Here is an 18,504-nt window from a genome sequence, read left to right on the forward strand (position 1 = left end):
GTGGTTGTCGGGTACCCGCTTCACTTCAGGCCGCTTGCGGCGAGGCCTTGCGTGAACTTGCGCTGCGCCAGCAGGAACGCGATGACCAGCGGCGCGGTGATGATGAGGGCCGCGGCCATGAGCGGGCCGACATCGTCGCCGGACTCCTCGTCGCGGAAGTAGAGAATGCCGCGCGGCGGCGTGGCGAGCTGCGGATCCGTGGTGGCGATCAGCGGCCAGAACAGGTCGTTCCAGTGCGCGGTCACCGAGAAGATCGCAAAGGCGGTCGCCGCCGGCAGCACCAAGGGGAAGGTGATGCGCCAGACAATGGCGGTCTCGCTCAACCCGTCGACCCGCGCCGCCTCGAACAGCTCGGTGGGGAGCTGCGAGATCGCCTGGCGGAACAGGAAGATGCCGAAGGCGGTGGGGATGAACGGCAGTATCAGCGCCCAGTAGGTGTTGAGGATGCCGGCCTGGGCGAAGCCGAGGAAGATCGGGATCGCGGTGACGTGGAACGGCACCAGGAGGCCTGCGAGAACGAGGCCGAAGACCAGCGCGCGGGCCCGGAAGGTCCGCTGCGCCAGCGCATAGGCGCAAGGCACGGCGAACACCAGCTGGAAGACCAGGATGCCGAGCACCACGACGAGCCCGTTCCACAGGAACAGCGGCACGTCGGTGCTGGTCAGCGCCACGACGAAGTTGCGCCATTCCAGCCGCGAGGGCAGCAGGGCGATCTCGGTGCTGAAGATCTCGTCACGCGGCTTCACCGACAGCGACAGCATCCAGATGAAGGGCAGGAGGATCGCGGCAGCTCCCAGGAGCAGCAGCGTTGTGGAAACGATACGGCCGACGAGCTTGCGGATCATCTGTAATGCACCTTCTTCTCGACGATGCGGATCTGCGCGAAGGTCAGGATCAGCAGGAAGGCGAAGAAGACCATGGTGATGGCGCTGGCATAGCCCGCCTTGAAATAGACGAAGCCTTCCCGGTAGAGCGCGTAGACCAGCGTGTCGGAGGCGAAGGCCGGGCCGCCGCGCGTCAGCGTGGCGACGGTCTCGAACACCCGGAAGGCGTTGGTCGCGGTCACCACCAGCACGAAGAGGGTGGTCGGCCCGAGCATCGGCCAGGTGACGGTCCAGAAGCGCGACCAGCCGCCGCCCGCCCCGTCGACCTCGGCGGCGTCGTAGAGCTCCGGCGGAATGGCGACGAGGCCGGCCAGGAACAGCACCATGTTGTAGCCGACGGTCTGCCAGATGCCGATCATCGCCAGGGTGTAGAGCACCAGGCCCCGGTCGCTGAGCCAGTTGCGCGGCTCGCCGCCAAGGGCCGCGAGCGCGTGGTTGACCACGCCGAGCGAGGGATGCAGCACCATCTGCCAGGCGACCGACATGGCGACCAGCGTCGCGGCGACGGGCAGGAAGTAGACGGCGCGCAGCGCATGGGCAAGGCCGGGCGCCCAGCCGGTCATCCGGTGCAGGCCGAGCGCGACCAGCAGGCCGAGCGCGACGGAGGCCGGAATGACGATGGCCACGTAAAGCAGGGTGTTGGTGATGGCCCGTTGCCCCAGCGTCGAGCCGAGCAGGCGCTGGTAGTTCTCCAGTCCCGTCCAGTTCAGCGTGGTCGCGCCGAACTGGTAGTCGGTGAATGACAGCAGGGCGACGATGGCGACGGGCAGGAAGATGAACAGCACCATGGCCAGCGTCGCGGGACCGGCGAGCCAGAGCGTGGTCAGCGCCTCGCGGCGGGCAATCGACAGGCGCCTCATGCCGCTTCTCCGATGCGCTGGCCGGACGCGGCGTCGAAGACATGGACCTGGGCCGGGTCGAAGCCGAGGCGCACGGCGCTGCCGGGCGCGGGAATGGCGTAGTTGCCGGGCGCAATGGCCCGCAGCTCCGCGCCGCTCTCCGCCCGCAGGGCCAGCACCACTTCCGAGCCGAGATATTCCGCCGTCTCGAGCCGGGCCTCGACCGTGCCGGAGGCGGCGGGGCTCAGATGCTCGGGCCGCAGCGCGATCACCGCCGAGCCGGCCGCCGGATGCAGGCCGGCCGGCGCGCCGCCGGGCTCGAAGAAGTTGATCGCATTGGTGCCGATGAAGCCGGCGACCTCGCGCGAGGCGGGGCGCTCGTAAAGGTCCTGCGGGGTGCCGGCCTGGGCGACCCGCCCGCCGATCATCACGACGATCTGGTCGGCCATTGCCATGGCCTCGGACTGGTCGTGGGTGACGTAGACGAAGGGCCGGCCGGTGCGCTTGTGCAGGGCGACGAGCTCGGAGCGCATCTTCACGCGCAGCCTTGCATCGAGATTGGACAGCGGCTCGTCGAGCAGGAAGAGGACGGGATCGCGCACCAGGGCGCGGCCGAGCGCGACGCGCTGCTTCTGGCCGCCGGACAACTGCGCCGGCTTGCGGTGCAGCAGCTGCTCCAGGCCGAGCATTTCCGCGACCTCGCCGACGGCGCGGCGGATCTTCGCGCGCGCCTCGCCGCTGCCGGGGGCGAAACGGCCGACGACGGGCATGCGGCCGAGCGTCGTCAGGTGGCGCATGGCCAGCGGCAGGGCGATGTTCTGCTCCACGCTCAGATGCGGGTAGAGCGCATAGGACTGGAACACCATCGCGACATTGCGCTCATGGGCGGTGCGGTCGGCGACATCCGTGCCGTTCAGCAGCACGGCGCCCTCGCTCGGCCGGTCGAGCCCGGCCATGATGCGCAAGGTCGTCGACTTGCCGCAGCCGGACGCGCCCAGCAGCGCGGTGAAGCTGCCGGAGGGAATGGAGACGTCGACGCGGTCGAGGACGGTCTGCGGTCCGAACCGGCGCGTGACGCCCTGCAGTTCCAGTGTCGGGGTGGTGCTCATCGTGTGCCAGCCTTGTAAGCTTTCTTACATTGTGAGGGGCATGCGTGTAACTTTTATGACGAGATCGCCATTGCCATCACATGCCCGCAAAGCCGCTCGACCGCATCGTCCGGATCGCTCGCCATTTCCAGGCCCTCGACTTCCGGCGCGCCGAGCAGACCGATGACGGGCTTGGAGAAGTGCAGGCCGTAGGCGATCTCCGACAGGGTGCCGTAGGACCCGCCGACGGCGACCAGCACGGCCGACGATTTGGCGATGATCATGTTGCGGCCCTCGCTGAGGCCGGTGGCGATGGGGATGGCGATATGGTCGTTGGCGCAGCGCCAGTCGTGGTCCGGCAGCATGCCGATGGTGAGGCCGCCGGCCTCGCGGCAACCCTTGGCTGCAGCCTCCATGACGCCGCTCTTGCCGCCGCAGATCACGGTCAGGCCGAGGGCGCCGAGCGCCCGGCCCACGGCCTCGGCTCCGGCATATTGTTCCGGCGTTGCCGCACGCGGCCCGATGACGCCGACGGGCACGCGCCGCGCGCCGCCCTTCGTGCCGACAGCGGCCAGCGCCTCTCGGGCGGAAACGGCACGGGCATCGGCGGGAAGCGCGCAGGCCTGCCAGCGCCAGTCCCACGCATCGAGACGGCCCAGCTCGCAGTGGACGGTGTCATCAGACAGAAAATAACGCGTGTTACCCATTGGCCGGCTCCGATCGTTGATGTAAACTTTTTTACATTCAAACAGCGGAGTACGACAAGACCATGAATCGAGTCGAGCCCTTGTCGGCCTTCAGCCCCCGCCAGCGCGAGATCCTGGCGCTCACCGAGCGCAACGGGTTCGTCACCATCGAGAGCCTTGCCGAGGAGTTCGGCGTGTCGGCGCAGACGATCCGGCGCGACATCATCGCGCTGGCCGATGCCGGCCGCTTGCAGCGTTTCCACGGCGGGGCCGGCGTCACCGGCCAGACCGAGACGCTGCGGCTCGACCACGGGCAGAAGGAACAGCTCTCCGTCGAGGACAAGGTGCGGGTCGCGCAGACGGCCGCGGCCTGCGTGCCCGACGGGGCGAGCCTCTTCCTCGATGTCGGGACCACGGTCGAGATGGCGGCCAAGGCGCTTAACGCCCGGCCGGGCTTTCGCGTCTTTACCAACAGCATGCGCGCGGCGCTCGCCTTCGATCCCTCGCGCCACGACGTCAACGTGATCGGCCGGCGGGTGGCCGGGCGCGACGGCTCGCTGGTCGGCGAGGAGACGATGCTGGCGCTGCAGGGGCTGCGGCTCGACTATGCGCTGATCGGCTGCTCGGCGGTGGATGCCGAGGGGCGGGTGATGGATTTCGACCTGTCGAAGATCGCGGTGAAGAAGGTGGCGATGCAGGCGGCGCGCAAGTCGCTTCTGCTGGCGACGCCGAGCAAGTTCGGCCGCTCGGCGCTCTCCACCATCGCCATGCTGTCGGATTTCGAGCAGGTGATCGACGGCAGCCGGGACCTGGCGGCGCAGGCCGGCTGAGCCTCATTGCCGGAGGCGTCCGGCCCGCACGCGGCGGGCCGGGCCTTGTCTGTCATGCCGCTTCCTGCAGCGGCGGCGAGACCGTCTCCCAGGCAAGGCCGGGCCGGTAGCGGGCCGAGACCTTGCCGTCTTCCAGCAGCAGGAGGTGCATCCAGCCCTTGTCGAAGAGGGCGCGCAGGCTCTCGTGCCGGGCAAGGATGTCCTGCACCGCCTCGCGCGGAGCCTCCACCAGCACCGACAGCCGCAGCGGCTCGTGCATCAGCCGCGCCCCGTCGCTGACCGCCTGCCAGGGCAGGCCGGCGCGCAGCCGCCCGCCATTGCCCTCGACGACGCCGATGCCGCCGACCACGTTGTGCAGCAGCTTGTTGCCGCCGCCGAAGAGCTCGGGCGCGACGGTCGAGCCGTAATATTGCAGCGAGATCCAGCTCGCCACGACCACCGGCGCGGTGAGGATCAGCTCCAGCACCTGCATGCCCTCGTCCGCCCGCCAGTCGTAGGAATGCAGGAAGGCGCGTCCGCCGAGATCCGCGCCGGCGGTGACGCCGCGCGGCGCGGCGATGAAGGCGGAGCAGCCGGCAAGCCCCCATTCGGGCCGGGTTTCGGCCCAGTTGCGCGCCCGCAAGGCCAGCCGGTCGTGGCTGGCGCCCGGCAGCCGGGCGGCCCGCTCGATCCGGGCGAGCCGTCCCGCCTCGGCGAGCTTCTCCCGCGCGGCGGCAAGGTCCGCCGCATGCGCCTCCGACGGGGCGTCCTTCGCGAAGAGCGTCACCTCGTCGGTGGTGGTGTCGTGCAGGCCGGCGAGGAAGAGCGTGTCGGCGGCGATGGGCAGACCCATCTCGGCAAGCCCAGTGCGGGTCTCGGGATCGTTGAGAAGCTGCGCCAGCAGCCGCGCCGAGACCTCGCCGGTATGGCCGCCGCAGGCGCCGCAGTGATAGGCGCTTTCCTGCGGATTGTTGGTCGTGCTGGCGCCGTGGCCGAGCAGCAGCACCAGCCGGGCATGGCCCTGCGTCATCGACATCGCCTTGAGCACGGTCGCCGCCGTCTCGGCCTTTTGCCGGGCGGTCAGTGCCGGATCGAGCCGCGGCGCGCAGTCGTGATGGTGATGATGGTGGTGAGCGGGCGCCAGCGACAGCGCATCGCGCACGAGCTTTGCCGCATAGAGCGGGCCGGCCGCCTCGACGAAGGCGAAGGAGGAGACGGCGGCCTGCCGGAACCGGTTCCAGGCCCGCCGCGCCCGCGCCTTGATCCGCCCGGCGGCCTCCGCCTGCGGTTCCAGCTGGGCGGTGGAGGTCATGCCCGGCGTCAGCAGCACGGGAAGATGCGCTTCGCTCTCCACCGAGCCATGCGGATGATGGGCGACCGGCAGGCCGAAGAAGCCGGCAAAGCCGAGCGTCTGGACGCCGGTATCGAGGCTTTCCAGCGCCCGCCGGAACACTTCCGAGCGCACGTCGATGCAGAAGGCCGCCTGCAGGGAGGGCCGCTCGCCGGCCGTCGGTTGCACTGGTGCATGAAGGTGGCCGGCAAGCCGCCGCTGGAACGCGCGCTCGGCCGCCTCCTGCAGGATGGCGTCAGTGATCTGGTCGGCGGTGGGCTCGGGAGCCTGCGTATGGGCGGCGAGCACGGCCTGCCACTCCTCTTGCACCGCATCGCCGAAACTCAGGAACAGCGCCTCCTCGAAGACGAGCCGGATGGCCAGAAGATCGGTCAGGGTGGCGTCGGTGCTCCCCGCAAGCTCCGCCTGCCAGAGCAGGTAGCGGGCATGCTGGGCCCAGCCGCCGAGATCGACCAGCAGCCGGTGGTAGAGGGTTTCGGCTGCAGCGCCGGTGACGCCAAGGGTCTCGGAGGCGCGCAGGATCGCCCGCTCCGGCGTGTCCGGACAGGCGGCGACGTGCCGGCAGAAGCCGGAAAGGCCGGCAAGCTCGGGCGTCAGGTCGTGCTGCGCCCACTCCCGCCAGGCGGCGAAGGCGGAGCGGCCGGGCGCCGGCGTCCACAGCGCCTGGCCCCGGTCGAAATGGCCGGCGGCCCACAGCCCGGCGGTGCGGGCGACGATCTCCGGCCAGTCGGTGCCGGTGGCGCGGGCGGCAAGGTCCGCGAGCGTCGGCAGCGGCGAGGGGGCGGCAGTGGCCTGTGCAAGGCGCGTCCGCAAGCTTGCGACATCCGCCGGCTTGTCGGCGAAGGGCGCGGCGTCCAGCGCGTCCTGCAGGTCCTGCGCGGTGATCGTCTGCGCGGCGAGCGCATCGGCATGCAGCCGCCGTGCCGGCACGATGTCGCTGCCGGCGACCCGGGCAAGGCGCGCGGCGGCTTCTGCCATGTCCTCGCCGGTCTGGCCGAGGAACGGATTGACGGCGACGGTCGCATCCAGCGGGAAGGCCGGCGGCACCCGCCGGGCGGCCCGGTCGGCCGCCTGGAGGAATGCGGCGACGTGCGGCGTCGCAAGGGAGGTCGGAGGCGTGAGCATCTTGGGATCTTTCTGCGGATTGGTTGGCGGATCGGGGGCGGATCAGTTGGACGAGGGGGTCCGGAAGCCGCCGATCAGGCGGTCGAGCGCCGCGTTGACATAAAAGCCGTTGGCGAAGTGGACCCGCAGACCTGCCGTTGCCGGATGATGCGCCCAGTGCGGGAACAGCGCCTGCGCGATGGCGACGCCGCCGAAGGAGGCGAGCGCCAGGGCGATCAGCGCCCATTCCAGCGGACCGGCCTGCGGCGGGGCGGGCAGCGAGCCGCCCGCCACCAGCCCGGCCAGCACATGGAAGCCGAAATAGCCGATGGCGGCCACGACAGAGGCTGTCGCGGTCTTGCGGGTGAGGGCGGCGGGGGCGGCGTCGGCCAGACCCTGCGCCACCAGATAGGCGACGCCGAAGATCAGGATCGCGCCGAGCGCCAGCGCCTGAGCCGACTTCTCAAGCGGCAGCAGCGAGAAAGCTCCGGCGACAGCCGCATAAAGAGCGAGGGCGAGCAGGAAGGCACGCGTCACCGCAGCGATGCCGGGCGCGGCGACCGGGCCGGGCCGCCGCGTCGCCTCTACGGCGCGCACCGCCGTGCCGGAGGAGAGGAAGGCGTGCGCCTTGTAGAGCGAGTGGGCGACGATGTGCAGCAGGGCGAGCGGCCACAGGCCGAGCCCGCATTGCAGCAGCATGAAGCCCATCTGCGCGACCGTCGACCAGGCGAGCGCCGTCTTCACCGCGCTCTGGGTTAGCATGACGAGCGCGCCGAACAGGGCCGAGAAGCCGCCGAGCATGACCAGCAGCGTCATCGCGGCCGGGCTCGCCTGCACCGGCTCGGCAAGGCGGATGAGCAGCAGGCCGCCGGCATTGATGATGCCCGCATGCAGCAGCGCCGAGACCGGGGTGGGAGCCTCCATCACCTCCGTCAGCCAGCCATGCAGGGGAAAGGCCGCCGTCTTCAGCAGCGCGGCCAGCACGACGAGCAGGACGGCGATGTCGGCTGCAAGCGGCATGTCGCCGCTTGCGGCGGCCTCTCCGATGCCGGCGAGCGACACCGTGCCGAAGGCGGCCCAGAAACCGAGCGCGGCAAGCAGCAGCGCGGCGTCGCCGGCGGTCCAGGCGAGGGTGAACTTCGCCGCTGCCCGCCGGGCCTGCGGCCGCTCGCGGTAGAACAGCAGCAACTGCCGCAGCAGCACGCCGATGAGGACGAAGCTCAGGATCAGGACCGGCAGGGTGGCGGCCTGTACCAGCACGAGGACGGCGGCGATGGTGGCGAGCAGCAGGCCGTGGAAGGCGCCTTCCCGCGCCTCGCCGTCGAGATAGCTGCGCGAGAAGCGGGCAACCACCCAGGCGACGAAGGCGACCAGAACCGACATGACCGCCGACACCGTGTCGAGGGCAAGCGCCAGGGCGAGGGCGTCACTGCCGATGCCGAGCGTTGCCGGGCCGACGAGCGCCAGCTGAAGCGCGCCGGCAAGGGCGAGACCAAGGGACAGCAGCGCGGCGCCCTCCGCCAGTGCCGGCAAAGCGCCCGGTCGGCGGCCGGGACGAGCCAGGGCGAAGGCGGCAAGGATCAGAAGCGGCAGGGGCGCGAGCGCTGTGGGGAACATTTGGGATCTCCGCAAGTGAAGTGCGCGCCGGAGATACCGCTTGCCAATATTCAAGAAAATTACATATTTATGCGCAAATCATTCTATTCAATAGAACGATCCACAGGGAATGCCGATGCCGCCGCTCAATCTCCATCACCTCCGGCTGTTCAGCGCTGTCGCCGAGGACGGGACGCTGACCGGGGCGGCGCGCCGGCTCAACCTGTCGGCTTCCGCCCTGTCGGCACAGGTGAAGACGCTGGAGGGGGCGCTGGGCCACGATCTCTTCGAGCGGCGCGGGCGCGGGCTGGTGCTGACCGAGGCGGGGCGCATCGCGCTCGACCATGCGCAGGCGATCTTCCGCACCGCCGAGGACCTGTCGGCGACGCTGAAGGGCGGCGGGCAGAAGCCGCGCGCCCTGCGCGTCGGCGCGCTGAGCACCCTGTCGCGCAACCTGCAGATCCAGTTCCTGATGCCGGTCATCGGCAAGCCGGATGTCGATGTGGTGGTGCGCTCGGGCAGCCAGAAGGAGCTGCTGGCCGGGCTGGACTCGCTGGCGCTGGACGTGGTGCTGACCAATGTCGCACCGGCGCGCGACGAGGCCCGCCGTTATCTCGTCCACCGCATCGCCGAGCAGGCGGCGAGCCTGATCGGCACGCCGGAACGGGCCGGGCGCGACCGGCCGCTGGTGGATCTGCTGGTGCGCGAGCCCCTGGTGCTGCCGACCCGCGAGACGGCGATCCGCGCCGCCTTCGACGTGCTGGCCGCGCGTCTCGGCGTCGTGCCGCGCATCGCCGCGGAGGTGGACGACATGACGATGATCCGCCTGCTGGCGCGCGAGGATGCGGGGCTTGCCGTCATCCCGCCGATCGTCGTGCGGGACGAGCTGGCGAACGGCGTTCTGGTGGAGGCCGGCCCGCTGCCCGGCATCACCGAGGTCTTCCTGGCCGTGACGGTGGAACGGCGGTTTCCCAATCCGCTGCTGGCGGACCTTTTGTTCCGCACGCCCGAAGGGGTGCCGGCAAGCTCCGGGGACGGGGCGGCGACATGATCGGCATGCAAACGCGCTAAACGCGAAAGACAATTCCTGCAAACGCGCATGAGTTGAAATGTCTGCACGCCTTTTGGGCAGGCGCTGCCTACCCGCTTTTTTCGTCGGCTTTGAAGTTTAGAAGGCTCATTCTCCGGTGGACTTGGATTTTCATTTTTGTAGGATGAATATGCTAACAAAAATTCCAGAGGTAGAATGAAAGATGCAAATTGATGAGTTCGACAGAAAAATACTTTCTGTAATTCAAGATGATGCTAGCCTATCCATAGCTCAGGTTTCTGAGAGGGTAGGTCTCTCGACAACGCCGTGTTGGCGCCGCCTCCAGAAGCTCGAGCGAGAGGGGTATATCGACGGCCGCGTAACGCTTTTGAATCAAAGCAGGATCGGCCTCGAGCTCACGGTTTTCGTGATGATACGGACCAGCCAGCATAACACCGCCTGGCTGGAGAAGTTCAATAGCGTCGTGAGTTTATTCCCGGAAATCGTGGAAGTGAACCGACTGGCGGGCGAGTATGACTATCTCTTGAAGGTAATCACCAAGAGCAATTCGTCCTACGACGCCTTCTACAAGAAGTTCATCAATCTCATCGAGCTCAATGATGTCACATCCTGTTTCTCAATGGAACAAATCAAGCGAAGTACCCGACTACCACTCGACGCTGTCGATGGCGGACGCTGACGCGCGCATCGCGCGGATCCGCACCAGCGTCATCGGCGAGGGCCGGGCGATCGAAACCCCCTTCGGCGTGCGGCCCCTCGTCTATGCGGACTATGTTGCCTCCGGGCGCGGACTGTCCTTCATCGAGGACCTGATCCGCGACCGCATCCTCCCCGACTACGGCAACACCCACACCGAAACCTCCTATACCGGCCGGCAGACGACGGTGCTGCGCGAGGCGGCCCGCGAGACCATCCGCAAGGCGGTCGGCGCCGACCAGCGCCATGCGGTGATCTTCACCGGCTCGGGCGCGACCTCGGCCGTCAACAAGCTGGTGCGCGCGCTGCAGCTGCAAGGCCGCCTGCCGCGGCGGGCGGCCCTGGCCGGGACGCCCGAGAGCGAGCTGCCGGTGGTCTTCGTCGGCCCCTACGAGCACCATTCCAACGACCTGCCCTGGCGCGAGACCGGCGCCCGCATCCGCCGCATCCCGCTGAACGCGGCCGGCGGCATCTGCCTTGAGACGCTGGCGAGCGAGCTCGCCGCCGTCGGCGAGGGCGTGCCGCGCATCGGCGTGTTCTCGGCTGCCTCCAACGTCACCGGCGTCAAGAGCGACGTGCGGGCGATTGCGAAGCTCCTGCATGCCCATGGCGCCCTGTTCTTCTGCGACTATGCGGCCGGCGCTCCCTACATGCCGATCTGCATCTCGGAGACGGCGGAAGGGGCGGGCGATCACATCGACGCGCTGTTCCTGTCGCCGCACAAGTTCGTCGGCGGGCCGGGCGCGTCCGGCCTGTTGATCTGCGACAAGGCGCTGTTCGAGGGCATCGAGCCGACCGCCACCGGCGGCGGCACGGTCAGCTACGTGACCGCGGAAGGGCATTGCTACGTCTCCAGCGTCGAGCGGCGCGAGGAAGCGGGCACGCCCAACATCGTCGGCGACATCAAGGCCGGCCTGGCGCTGGAACTGAAGGACCGCGTCGGCGCGCACGAAATCGAGCGCCGCGAGGCGGCGATGGTGGCACGGGCCATGCGCAACTGGGCGCAGGACCCGAACATCGAACTGCTGGGCCCGCTCGACGCCGAGCGCATCGGCGTCTTCGCGCTGAACATCCGCAGCGGCTCCAAGAAGCTGCATTACGGTCTCGTCGTCGCGCTGCTGAACGACTTGTTCGGCATCCAGGCGCGCGGCGGCTGCTCCTGTGCCGGCCCTTACGGCCATGCGCTGCTGGGGATCGGCGACGACGATGCGCTGCGTCACCAGCAGGAAGTGCGCGGCGGCCAGAGCGTGCTGCGGCCGGGTTGGGTGCGGCTCGGGTTCAACTACTTCTTCGACGAGCGCACCACCGACTACATCATCGAGGCGGTGCGCTTCGTTGCTGCCCATGGCGCGGCCTTCATGTCGCTCTACAAGGTCAACCCGCAGTCCGGCGTGTGGGCGATGAGCGGCGCGGGGCCCAAGGCGCGGCCTGCAACGCTGCTCGAGGCGCTTGCCCCCGATGCCGCGCTGCAGCAAACTGCGGCGGCGGAGGTGCCGGACTTCGATACGTGTCTTGAAACGGCGCGGCGGCTGGCGACCGAGCAGGAAGCCGCGCTGGCCGGCCTTGCCGGGGACCCCTGCGGCGATTGCGGCGAGGACGACAGCCTGCGCTGGTTCTGGCGGCCCGAGGAACTGCCGCTTCTCCACAGCCAGTTGATCGCCGGGGCGAGAACTTCTATCCACAAGCCCCCGTCCCGGGCCTCTTGAGAACGGACCGCCCATGTTTTCCAGCAAGCAGATCTCGGCATCCCTTTGGGCGGACACCGCCCCGCCGCGCCAGGCAGGCCCGGCCGTCGCCGGCCGCATCGAGACCGATGTGGCGGTCATCGGCGGGGGATTCTCGGGCCTTTCCACGGCGCTGCACCTGGCAAGGGCCGGGCACCAGGTCACGGTGCTGGAAGGCATGGAGGTCGGCTTCGGCGGATCGGGCCGCAACAACGGCCAGGTGATCCCGACCATGACGGCGGCAGAGCCGGACGCGATCGAGACGCGATTCGGCGAGGCCGGCGAGCGGTTCGTCGCCCTGGTGCGCGACAGCGCCTCCTACCTGTTCGATACCGTCCGCGAGGAAGGGATCGACTGCGAGGGCGAGCAGACCGGCTGGTTCCAGCCCGCGCATCGGGAAAGCCGGCTGAAGCTGAGCCGGGCCCGCGTCGAGGCCTGGGCAAAGCGCGGCGCGCCGGCGCGCCTGGTGGAAGCGGCCGAATGCGCCGAGCTGCTCGGCTCGGATCGCTGGTTCGGCGGCATGTACAACCCGACCGGCGGCCATATCAATCCGCTGGCGCTGGCCCGCGGGCTGGCAAGCGCCTGCGAGGCCAAGGGCGTCGCGATCCGCGAGAAAAGCCCGGTCGAGGCGGTGGAGCGGCGCGACGGCCGCTGGCACCTGCGCACGCCGACCGGAGAGGTCGTCGCCCGCGCCGTGATGCTGGCCAGCAATGCCTATACCGGTTTCCTGTCCTCTGAGCTGGCGCCGAAGGTGGCGCGCTCCGTCGTGCCGGTCCTGTCCTGGCAGATGGCGACGCGCCCGCTCACCGATGAGCAGCGCGAGGCGGTGGTGCCGGGCCGCCAGGCGGTCTCCGACACCCATGGCGACCTGCAGTTCTTCCGCTACGACAAGCGGAACCGCCTGGTGACCGGCGGCGCGCTGGCGCTCGGTCACAACGGCCCGGACCGGCTGCGCGAGATCGTCGGCCGCCGGCTGCAGACGGCCTTCCCGGTGCTCGGCAAGCCGGAATTCGACTTCGTGTGGAACGGCTATATCGGCATGACCGAGGACCGCTTCCCCTTCATCTGCCAGCTCGGCCCCGACTTCTGGTGCTGGGCCGGCTGCAACGGCCGCGGCGTCGCCCTTTCGGTGTCGCTCGGCCGGGAATTCGCAGCGGCGATCGCCGGCACGCCGGTCTCGCAACTCGCCCTGCCGATGTCCGATCCCAAGCCAATCCCCATGCACGGTCTGGTCACGACCTTCGCCCCGCCGGTGATGCTCCAGCTCTACCGGTGGCGCGACGGCCGCGACTGACCCAAGCAACGACAAGCAAAAGGACGATGCCCCATATGACCCAGGAAACCACCACCGAACCGGTCGTCACGCTCGACATGCTGAAGGCGGCCTTCGCCATGCGCGCCAAGGCCTATGCGCACATGTTCGACGTCCTGCGCGAGGCCTATGGCGCCGACCGCGCCGTCGAGCTGATCGGCGAATCCACCCGTCGTCTCGGCCAGGACATGGGCAAGAAGTTCGCGCATCTGGGCCCCGACAACCTGCCGGGCCTGAAGGACGCCTTCATCGGCGGCATCCCGTGCTCGGCGCAGATGTTTGCGCCCGAGATCAAGAAGTGCGACGACGAGAGTCTGGAAATCCAGTTCCACCGCTGTCCGCTGAAGGACACGTGGACGGAGCAGGGCCGCAACGAGGAAGACCTCGAGCTGCTCTGCAAGGCTGCCGGAGCCATCGACGGCGGCCTGTTTACCGAGGCCGGGTTTACCTTCAAGGGAGAAACCTGGACAAAGGGCAAGACCGGTTGCTGCCTGCTGCGGGTGGAGCCGGGCGCGAACGCAGGCTGAGCTGACTGTCATCCCGGCTGCGGGATGGCCCCATCAAACAACAAATCAAAAGCTCTTCCAGAATACAGGAGAAGATCACTATGACGATGTCTCGCAGGACCACCCTCGGGTTGCTCGCCGGCGTTGCCGGCATGCTCGCCGTGCCGTTCGGTGCGCTGGCCGAGGGGCCGGTTTATCTCGGCTACCAGCTGCCGCTGACCGGCAACACGGCGCAGTACGGCCAGGACTTCAAGACGGCCGCCGAGATCGCCCTCAAGGACTTCAACGCCTCCGGCAAGATGAAGGTGCCGGTGGAGATCATCTTCGAGGACTCCCGCTCCGACGCGAAGGAAGGCGTTGCCATCGCCCGCAAGTTCGTCGACGACGACCGCATCGTCGCGGCGCTCGGCGACTTCACCTCCACCGTCTCGATGGCCGCTGCCCAGGTCTACAAGCGCGCCGAGATGGCCCAGCTGAGCCAGACCGCCTCGCATCCGGACTTCGCCAAGATCTCCGAGTGGCAGTTCCGCAACATCACCACGCAGGCCCAGGAAGGCGTCTACAACGCCGACTGGATGAACGAGCAGGGCCTGAAGAAGATCGCGGTGATCGCCGAGCAGACCGACTGGGGCCAGTCGGTGGTCAAGGACTTCGCCGAGAAGGTGAAGGCCAATGGCGGCGAGGTGGTCTTCACCGAGTTCTTCAACCGCGGCCTGCCGGACTTCCGCTCGATCATCACCAAGATCGAGCGCGCCAAGCCGGATGCGATCTACACGGGCTTCTTCTATGAGGACGGCGCCCAGTTCCTCAAGCAGATGAAGCAGCTGAGCGTCGAGACCCCGGTCTATTCGACCTCCGCCGCGTACAACCAGAAGCTCGTCGAGCTCGCCGGCCCGGCCGCCGAAGGCCTGTTCCTGACGGTCACCTTCCTGCCCAACAGCGAGAACGAGAACGTCAAGACCTTCGTCGACGAGTGGAAAGCCGCCCGCGACGGCGCCGAGCCCGGCCAGTTCCCGGCCCAGGCCTATGACGCGGTGAACATCATGCTCGAGGCCGTCGCCCGTGCCTATCCGGACGTCTCGCGCCAGAACGTCCGCGACGAGCTGGCCAAGACCAAGGACTTCCCGGGCGTCACCGGCGTCACCTCCTTCGACGAGAACGGCGAGGCCCTGAAGCAGCTCACCAAGGCGACGGTGTCGGGCGGCCAGTTCGTCCCGCTCAAGTAACGTTCGCGCTTTTCCCTCTCCGGGCCTGCCGCCCGGGGAGGGAAGACGCAGCCGGGCTCCGCAGGCCTGCGCGTATCGGGGGACTGCCGCCGCCATCACCCGGAGCCCGGGGGGCGGGGGGCGTCACCCTTTCGCCTGGTCCCCGTGTTCCTAGCCAGGACAGACACCCGTGATCGATCCCTATTACCTGCAACAGCTGACGATCGGCATATCCCTGGGCATGGTCTATGCCCTGATGGCCATCGGTTTCACGCTGATCTTCGGCGTTCTCAACGTCGTCAACTTCGCCCATGGCGAGGTCTACACGATCGGCGCCTTCGCCGGCATCATGGCGATCGCCGCCTTCGGCCCGCCGTTCCTCGTCATCGTCTTCATCGTCCTGGCGGTCGGTGCGCTGGCAGGCTTCAGCCTGGAAAGGGTGGCGTTCAGACCATTCCGAAGATTCTCGGACGAAGCCTCGCTGAAATCGCGGGCCATGCGCGAGGCGACACTGATGTCCTCGCTGGCCATGTCGATCATCGCCCGCGAGGCCATGGAGCTGCTGTTCGGGTCCGAGTTCCAGACCATCGACATCAGCTACCTGATCAACAAGCCGATCTCGCTCGGCCCGGTCACCATCGTCAACGGCGACATCATCATCTTCGTGGTCTCGGTGCTGATGCTGGGCGGCCTGCAGTGGCTGCTGCGCTACAGCTCCATCGGCCTGTCGATCCGCGCGGTGTCGAACAATCCGCTGGGCGCGAAATATGTCGGCATCAACACCGACCGCACCATCGTGCTGACCTTCGTCATCGGCTCGATGATGGGCGCGCTCGCCGGCATTCTCGTCGGCCTCTACTACGGCGCGGTGTTCCCCTCGATGGGCTTCATCCCGGGGGTCAAGGCCTTCGTCGCCATGGTCATGGGCGGGTTGAGCTCGATTCCGGGTGCGGTGATCGCGGCGCTGGTGCTGGGTGTGGCGGAAAGCCTGTCGACGACCTTCGTGTCGTCGGTCTGGGCCGACATGGTCGCGTATCTCTTCCTCATCGTCACCTTGGTGTTCTTCCCGCAGGGGCTCTTCGGAGCGAGGAGGGAACGTGTCTAAGGACTTCATTCAGTCGGCGGGCCTGAAGCTCGTCATCCTGGCGGTGCTCTTCGTCGCCCTTCCGCTCCTCCTGGTGTCCCTGGACAAGGGCTACATCTACCAGGTGGTCATGCTGGCCCTGATCTTCTCGCTGCTGGCCGTGTCGCTGCAGCTGGTCACGGGCATTGCCGGGCTGCTGCATCTGGGTCACGCCGCCTTCTACGGCGTCGGCGCCTATATCGCGGCGCTGGCCGGGGCCGACTACGGCATCGGCTTCACCCTCGGCCTGCCGCTGGCGGGCCTCGGCGCGGCGGCCATCGCCTTCGTCGTTGCCCTGCCGACCATGCGTCTCGTCAGCATCTACTTCGCCGTCGCCACGCTCGGCATCGGCCAGATGATCTTCCTCGTCCTGCAGAACTGGGTCGAGGTGACGAAGGGGCCGAACGGCGTCAGCCTGTTCTCCGGGATCGACCTGTTCGGCTACACCGTCGACAGCGAGCTGGGCATCTACTTCGTGGTCGCGACCATCGTCTGCATCTCGATCTGGGTCATCCACCGGCTGAGCCATTCCTACTACGGCAATGCCCTGCGCAGCCTGCGCGAGGACGACCAGTGCGCCGACGCGATGGGCATCAACACGGTGCGGCTGAAGATCGAGTCCTTCATGATCTCGTCCTTCTTCGCCGGCATCGCGGGTGCCCTGTGGGCCTACACCACGGGCTATATCTCGCCGGTGGACTTCGACTTCGCGGAATCGATCCTGATCCTCGCCATGGTCGTGGTCGGCGGCCTGGGCAGCATTCCCGGCGCCATCATCGGCGCCCTGCTGTTGATCCTGCTGCCCGAGGCCCTGCGCGGGGTGGGCGACATGCGCAACATCATCGTCGGCTTCGTGCTGTTCTTCTCGATCCTGTTCCTGCCCAAGGGACTGTTCGGCGAGGTTCCGGCGCTCAACTTCGTCCGCCGTCAGTTCGGCTCCGCCTGGCAGGACAATCCCGACAAGCAGAAGGTGGGCTGGAAATGACCGCCATGCTCGAGGTGGACAATGTGTCCCGGCGCTTCGGCGGCCTCATGGCTGTCGACAGCGTCACCACCACCGTCGGGGAGCGGGAACTCGTCGGCCTGATCGGCCCGAACGGCGCCGGCAAGACGACGCTGTTCAACCTGATCTCCGGCTTCACCCCGGTCTCGTCGGGCGAGATCCGCTATCGCGGCGAAAAGATCAGCGGCCTCAAGCCGTCGGTCATCGCCTCGAAGGGCATCTCGCGCACGTTCCAGAACCTGCGCGTCTTCCCGAACATGACCGTGTTCGACAACGTCTCCGTCGGCGCGGTCGGGGCTATCGGCCAGAGCCCCTGGCAGGCGATCGCCGGGGGATCGAAGGGATCGAAGCAGATTTCCGAACGCAGCTGGGAGGCGCTGGAGAAGGTCCAGCTGACCCAGTATGCCAACGATCTTGCGGCCAACCTTGCCTATGGCAAGCGCAAGTATCTGGAGATCGCCCGCGCGCTGGCGATGAACCCGGACCTGCTGATCCTTGACGAACCGGCCGCGGGACTGAACGATTCCGAGACGGCGGAGCTGGCCTCCTTCATCAAGGACCTGCATTCCAGCGGCATTACCGTCATGCTCGTCGAGCACGACATGGGCCTCGTGATGAGCATTTGCGAGCGCATTGTCGTGCTGGCGTCCGGCAAGAAGATCGCCGATGCGGAACCGTCGGTCGTCCGGCAGAACCGCGAGGTCCTGGAAGCCTATCTGGGGGTGGACGAGTGAACGTTCTCGAAATCGCAAACCTGTCCCTGCGGATCGGCGTCCAGGACATCCTGCACGACATCAGCCTGGACGTCGCCGAGAAGGGCATCTACGCCATTCTCGGCGCCAACGGTGTCGGCAAGACCAGCCTGATGCGCTGCATCTCCGGCATCTACCACCCGACCGGCGGCGAGATCCGCTACGAGGGCAACAACATCGTCGGCCTGAAGAGCCACCAGATCGTCGATCTGGGCATTCTCCAGGCCCCCGAGGGGCGGCAGATCTTCTCCAACATGAGCGTGCTGGAGAACCTGACCATCGGCGGCGGACCGCTGAAGACGGCGGAGCTCGACCGGGTGCTCGGGCTGTTCCCGAAGCTGAAGGAACGGCTCAAGCAGGGCGCGGGCTCCCTGTCGGGCGGCGAGCAGCAGATGCTGTGCATCGGCCGTGCGCTGATGCGCCGGCCCAAGGTTCTGTTGCTCGACGAGCCCTCGCTCGGCCTTGCGCCGATGCTGGTGCGCTTCATCTTCGACCTCGTCGAGGAGATCCGCGCGCAGGGCTACTCGATCCTGATCGTCGAGCAGAACGCCAAGGCGGCGCTGCGCATCGCCGACCGGGCCGCCGTCATCGAGGGCGGCAAGATCGTCATGGAAGGCTCCGCCAAGGAGCTGGCCAGTGACAGCCGCGTCGCCGACGCCTATCTGGGTGGGCATGTCGCGGCGCACTAGTGTGGTGAATTTGAAATACGCCTCACTTTGGCAGCAAATCCAGAGCGTATTTCAAATTCGAAAACCACACTAGAAACATAAACTTG

General features: G+C 67.9%; 17 protein-coding genes. 11 read left to right on the forward strand and 6 right to left on the reverse strand.

The window, feature by feature from the left end; all coding sequences use genetic code 11:
* Positions 1-20 precede the first annotated feature (20 nt).
* From GH266_RS19740 to GH266_RS19755, 4 genes are read right to left on the reverse strand one after another with little or no spacing between them, the layout of a single operon-like run.
* Complete coding sequence (locus GH266_RS19740) at positions 21-845, reverse strand: carbohydrate ABC transporter permease (protein WP_158195352.1); 825 nt, start codon at positions 843-845, stop codon at positions 21-23.
* The gene (locus tag GH266_RS19745; protein WP_158195353.1) at positions 842-1,744 is read right to left on the reverse strand and encodes a carbohydrate ABC transporter permease; all 903 of its coding nucleotides are present in this window, start codon (positions 1,742-1,744) and stop codon (positions 842-844) included. Before GH266_RS19745 ends, GH266_RS19740 begins: the two co-directional genes overlap by 4 nt.
* Positions 1,741-2,832, reverse strand: coding sequence for an ABC transporter ATP-binding protein (locus tag GH266_RS19750; RefSeq protein WP_158195354.1), 1,092 nt, complete (start codon positions 2,830-2,832; stop codon positions 1,741-1,743). Before GH266_RS19750 ends, GH266_RS19745 begins: the two co-directional genes overlap by 4 nt.
* Positions 2,833-2,885: 53 nt before the next feature.
* On the reverse strand, positions 2,886-3,518 hold the full coding sequence (locus GH266_RS19755; protein WP_158195355.1) for a TIGR00725 family protein: 633 nt from the start codon (positions 3,516-3,518) through the stop codon (positions 2,886-2,888).
* Between the two features lie 62 nt (positions 3,519-3,580).
* On the opposite strand from GH266_RS19755, the gene GH266_RS19760 reads away from it, so the two are divergent.
* Complete coding sequence (locus tag GH266_RS19760) at positions 3,581-4,327, forward strand: DeoR/GlpR family DNA-binding transcription regulator (RefSeq protein ID WP_158195356.1); 747 nt, start codon at positions 3,581-3,583, stop codon at positions 4,325-4,327.
* Positions 4,328-4,379: 52 nt separating this feature from the next.
* Here GH266_RS19760 and GH266_RS19765 read toward each other — a convergent pair whose 3' ends face one another.
* Both GH266_RS19765 and GH266_RS19770 read right to left on the reverse strand, forming a co-directional pair.
* Positions 4,380-6,782, reverse strand: a complete 2,403-nt coding sequence (locus GH266_RS19765; protein WP_158195357.1) for a YbcC family protein — start codon at positions 6,780-6,782, stop codon at positions 4,380-4,382.
* 42 nt (positions 6,783-6,824) lie between these two features.
* Complete coding sequence (locus GH266_RS19770) at positions 6,825-8,378, reverse strand: proton-conducting transporter transmembrane domain-containing protein (protein WP_158195358.1); 1,554 nt, start codon at positions 8,376-8,378, stop codon at positions 6,825-6,827.
* 115 nt (positions 8,379-8,493) lie between these two features.
* On the opposite strand from GH266_RS19770, the gene GH266_RS19775 reads away from it, so the two are divergent.
* From GH266_RS19775 to GH266_RS19820, 10 genes are all read left to right on the forward strand, one after another.
* The gene (locus tag GH266_RS19775) at positions 8,494-9,408 is read left to right on the forward strand and encodes a LysR family transcriptional regulator (RefSeq protein ID WP_158196325.1); all 915 of its coding nucleotides are present in this window, start codon (positions 8,494-8,496) and stop codon (positions 9,406-9,408) included.
* A gap of 208 nt (positions 9,409-9,616) precedes the next feature.
* Entirely contained in the window at positions 9,617-10,087 is a 471-nt protein-coding gene (locus GH266_RS19780) for an Lrp/AsnC family transcriptional regulator (RefSeq protein WP_067221643.1), read from the forward strand.
* A complete protein-coding gene (locus GH266_RS19785; RefSeq protein WP_158195359.1) occupies positions 10,074-11,810 on the forward strand; it encodes an aminotransferase class V-fold PLP-dependent enzyme in 1,737 nt (578 codons plus the stop codon). Before GH266_RS19780 ends, GH266_RS19785 begins: the two co-directional genes overlap by 14 nt.
* Positions 11,811-11,823: 13 nt before the next feature.
* Positions 11,824-13,122, forward strand: coding sequence for an NAD(P)/FAD-dependent oxidoreductase (locus tag GH266_RS19790; RefSeq protein WP_158195360.1), 1,299 nt, complete (start codon positions 11,824-11,826; stop codon positions 13,120-13,122).
* 35 nt (positions 13,123-13,157) lie between these two features.
* Positions 13,158-13,667 (forward strand): L-2-amino-thiazoline-4-carboxylic acid hydrolase, encoded by a 510-nt coding sequence (locus GH266_RS19795; protein ID WP_158195361.1) that lies wholly within the window; start codon positions 13,158-13,160, stop codon positions 13,665-13,667.
* 80 nt (positions 13,668-13,747) lie between these two features.
* On the forward strand, positions 13,748-14,872 hold the full coding sequence (locus GH266_RS19800; protein ID WP_158195362.1) for an ABC transporter substrate-binding protein: 1,125 nt from the start codon (positions 13,748-13,750) through the stop codon (positions 14,870-14,872).
* Between the two features lie 169 nt (positions 14,873-15,041).
* Entirely contained in the window at positions 15,042-15,956 is a 915-nt protein-coding gene (locus tag GH266_RS19805) for a branched-chain amino acid ABC transporter permease (protein WP_067339243.1), read from the forward strand.
* Positions 15,949-16,959, forward strand: coding sequence for a branched-chain amino acid ABC transporter permease (locus GH266_RS19810; RefSeq protein WP_158195363.1), 1,011 nt, complete (start codon positions 15,949-15,951; stop codon positions 16,957-16,959). Before GH266_RS19805 ends, GH266_RS19810 begins: the two co-directional genes overlap by 8 nt.
* Positions 16,956-17,711, forward strand: coding sequence for an ABC transporter ATP-binding protein (locus tag GH266_RS19815; protein WP_067221305.1), 756 nt, complete (start codon positions 16,956-16,958; stop codon positions 17,709-17,711). Before GH266_RS19810 ends, GH266_RS19815 begins: the two co-directional genes overlap by 4 nt.
* Positions 17,708-18,418: an ABC transporter ATP-binding protein gene (locus GH266_RS19820; RefSeq protein WP_158195364.1), complete on the forward strand. Its 711-nt coding sequence runs from the start codon at positions 17,708-17,710 to the stop codon at positions 18,416-18,418. Before GH266_RS19815 ends, GH266_RS19820 begins: the two co-directional genes overlap by 4 nt.
* Positions 18,419-18,504 lie beyond the last annotated feature (86 nt).

The organism is Stappia indica (assembly GCF_009789575.1).
Classification (GTDB): Bacteria; Pseudomonadota; Alphaproteobacteria; order Rhizobiales; family Stappiaceae; genus Stappia; species Stappia indica_A.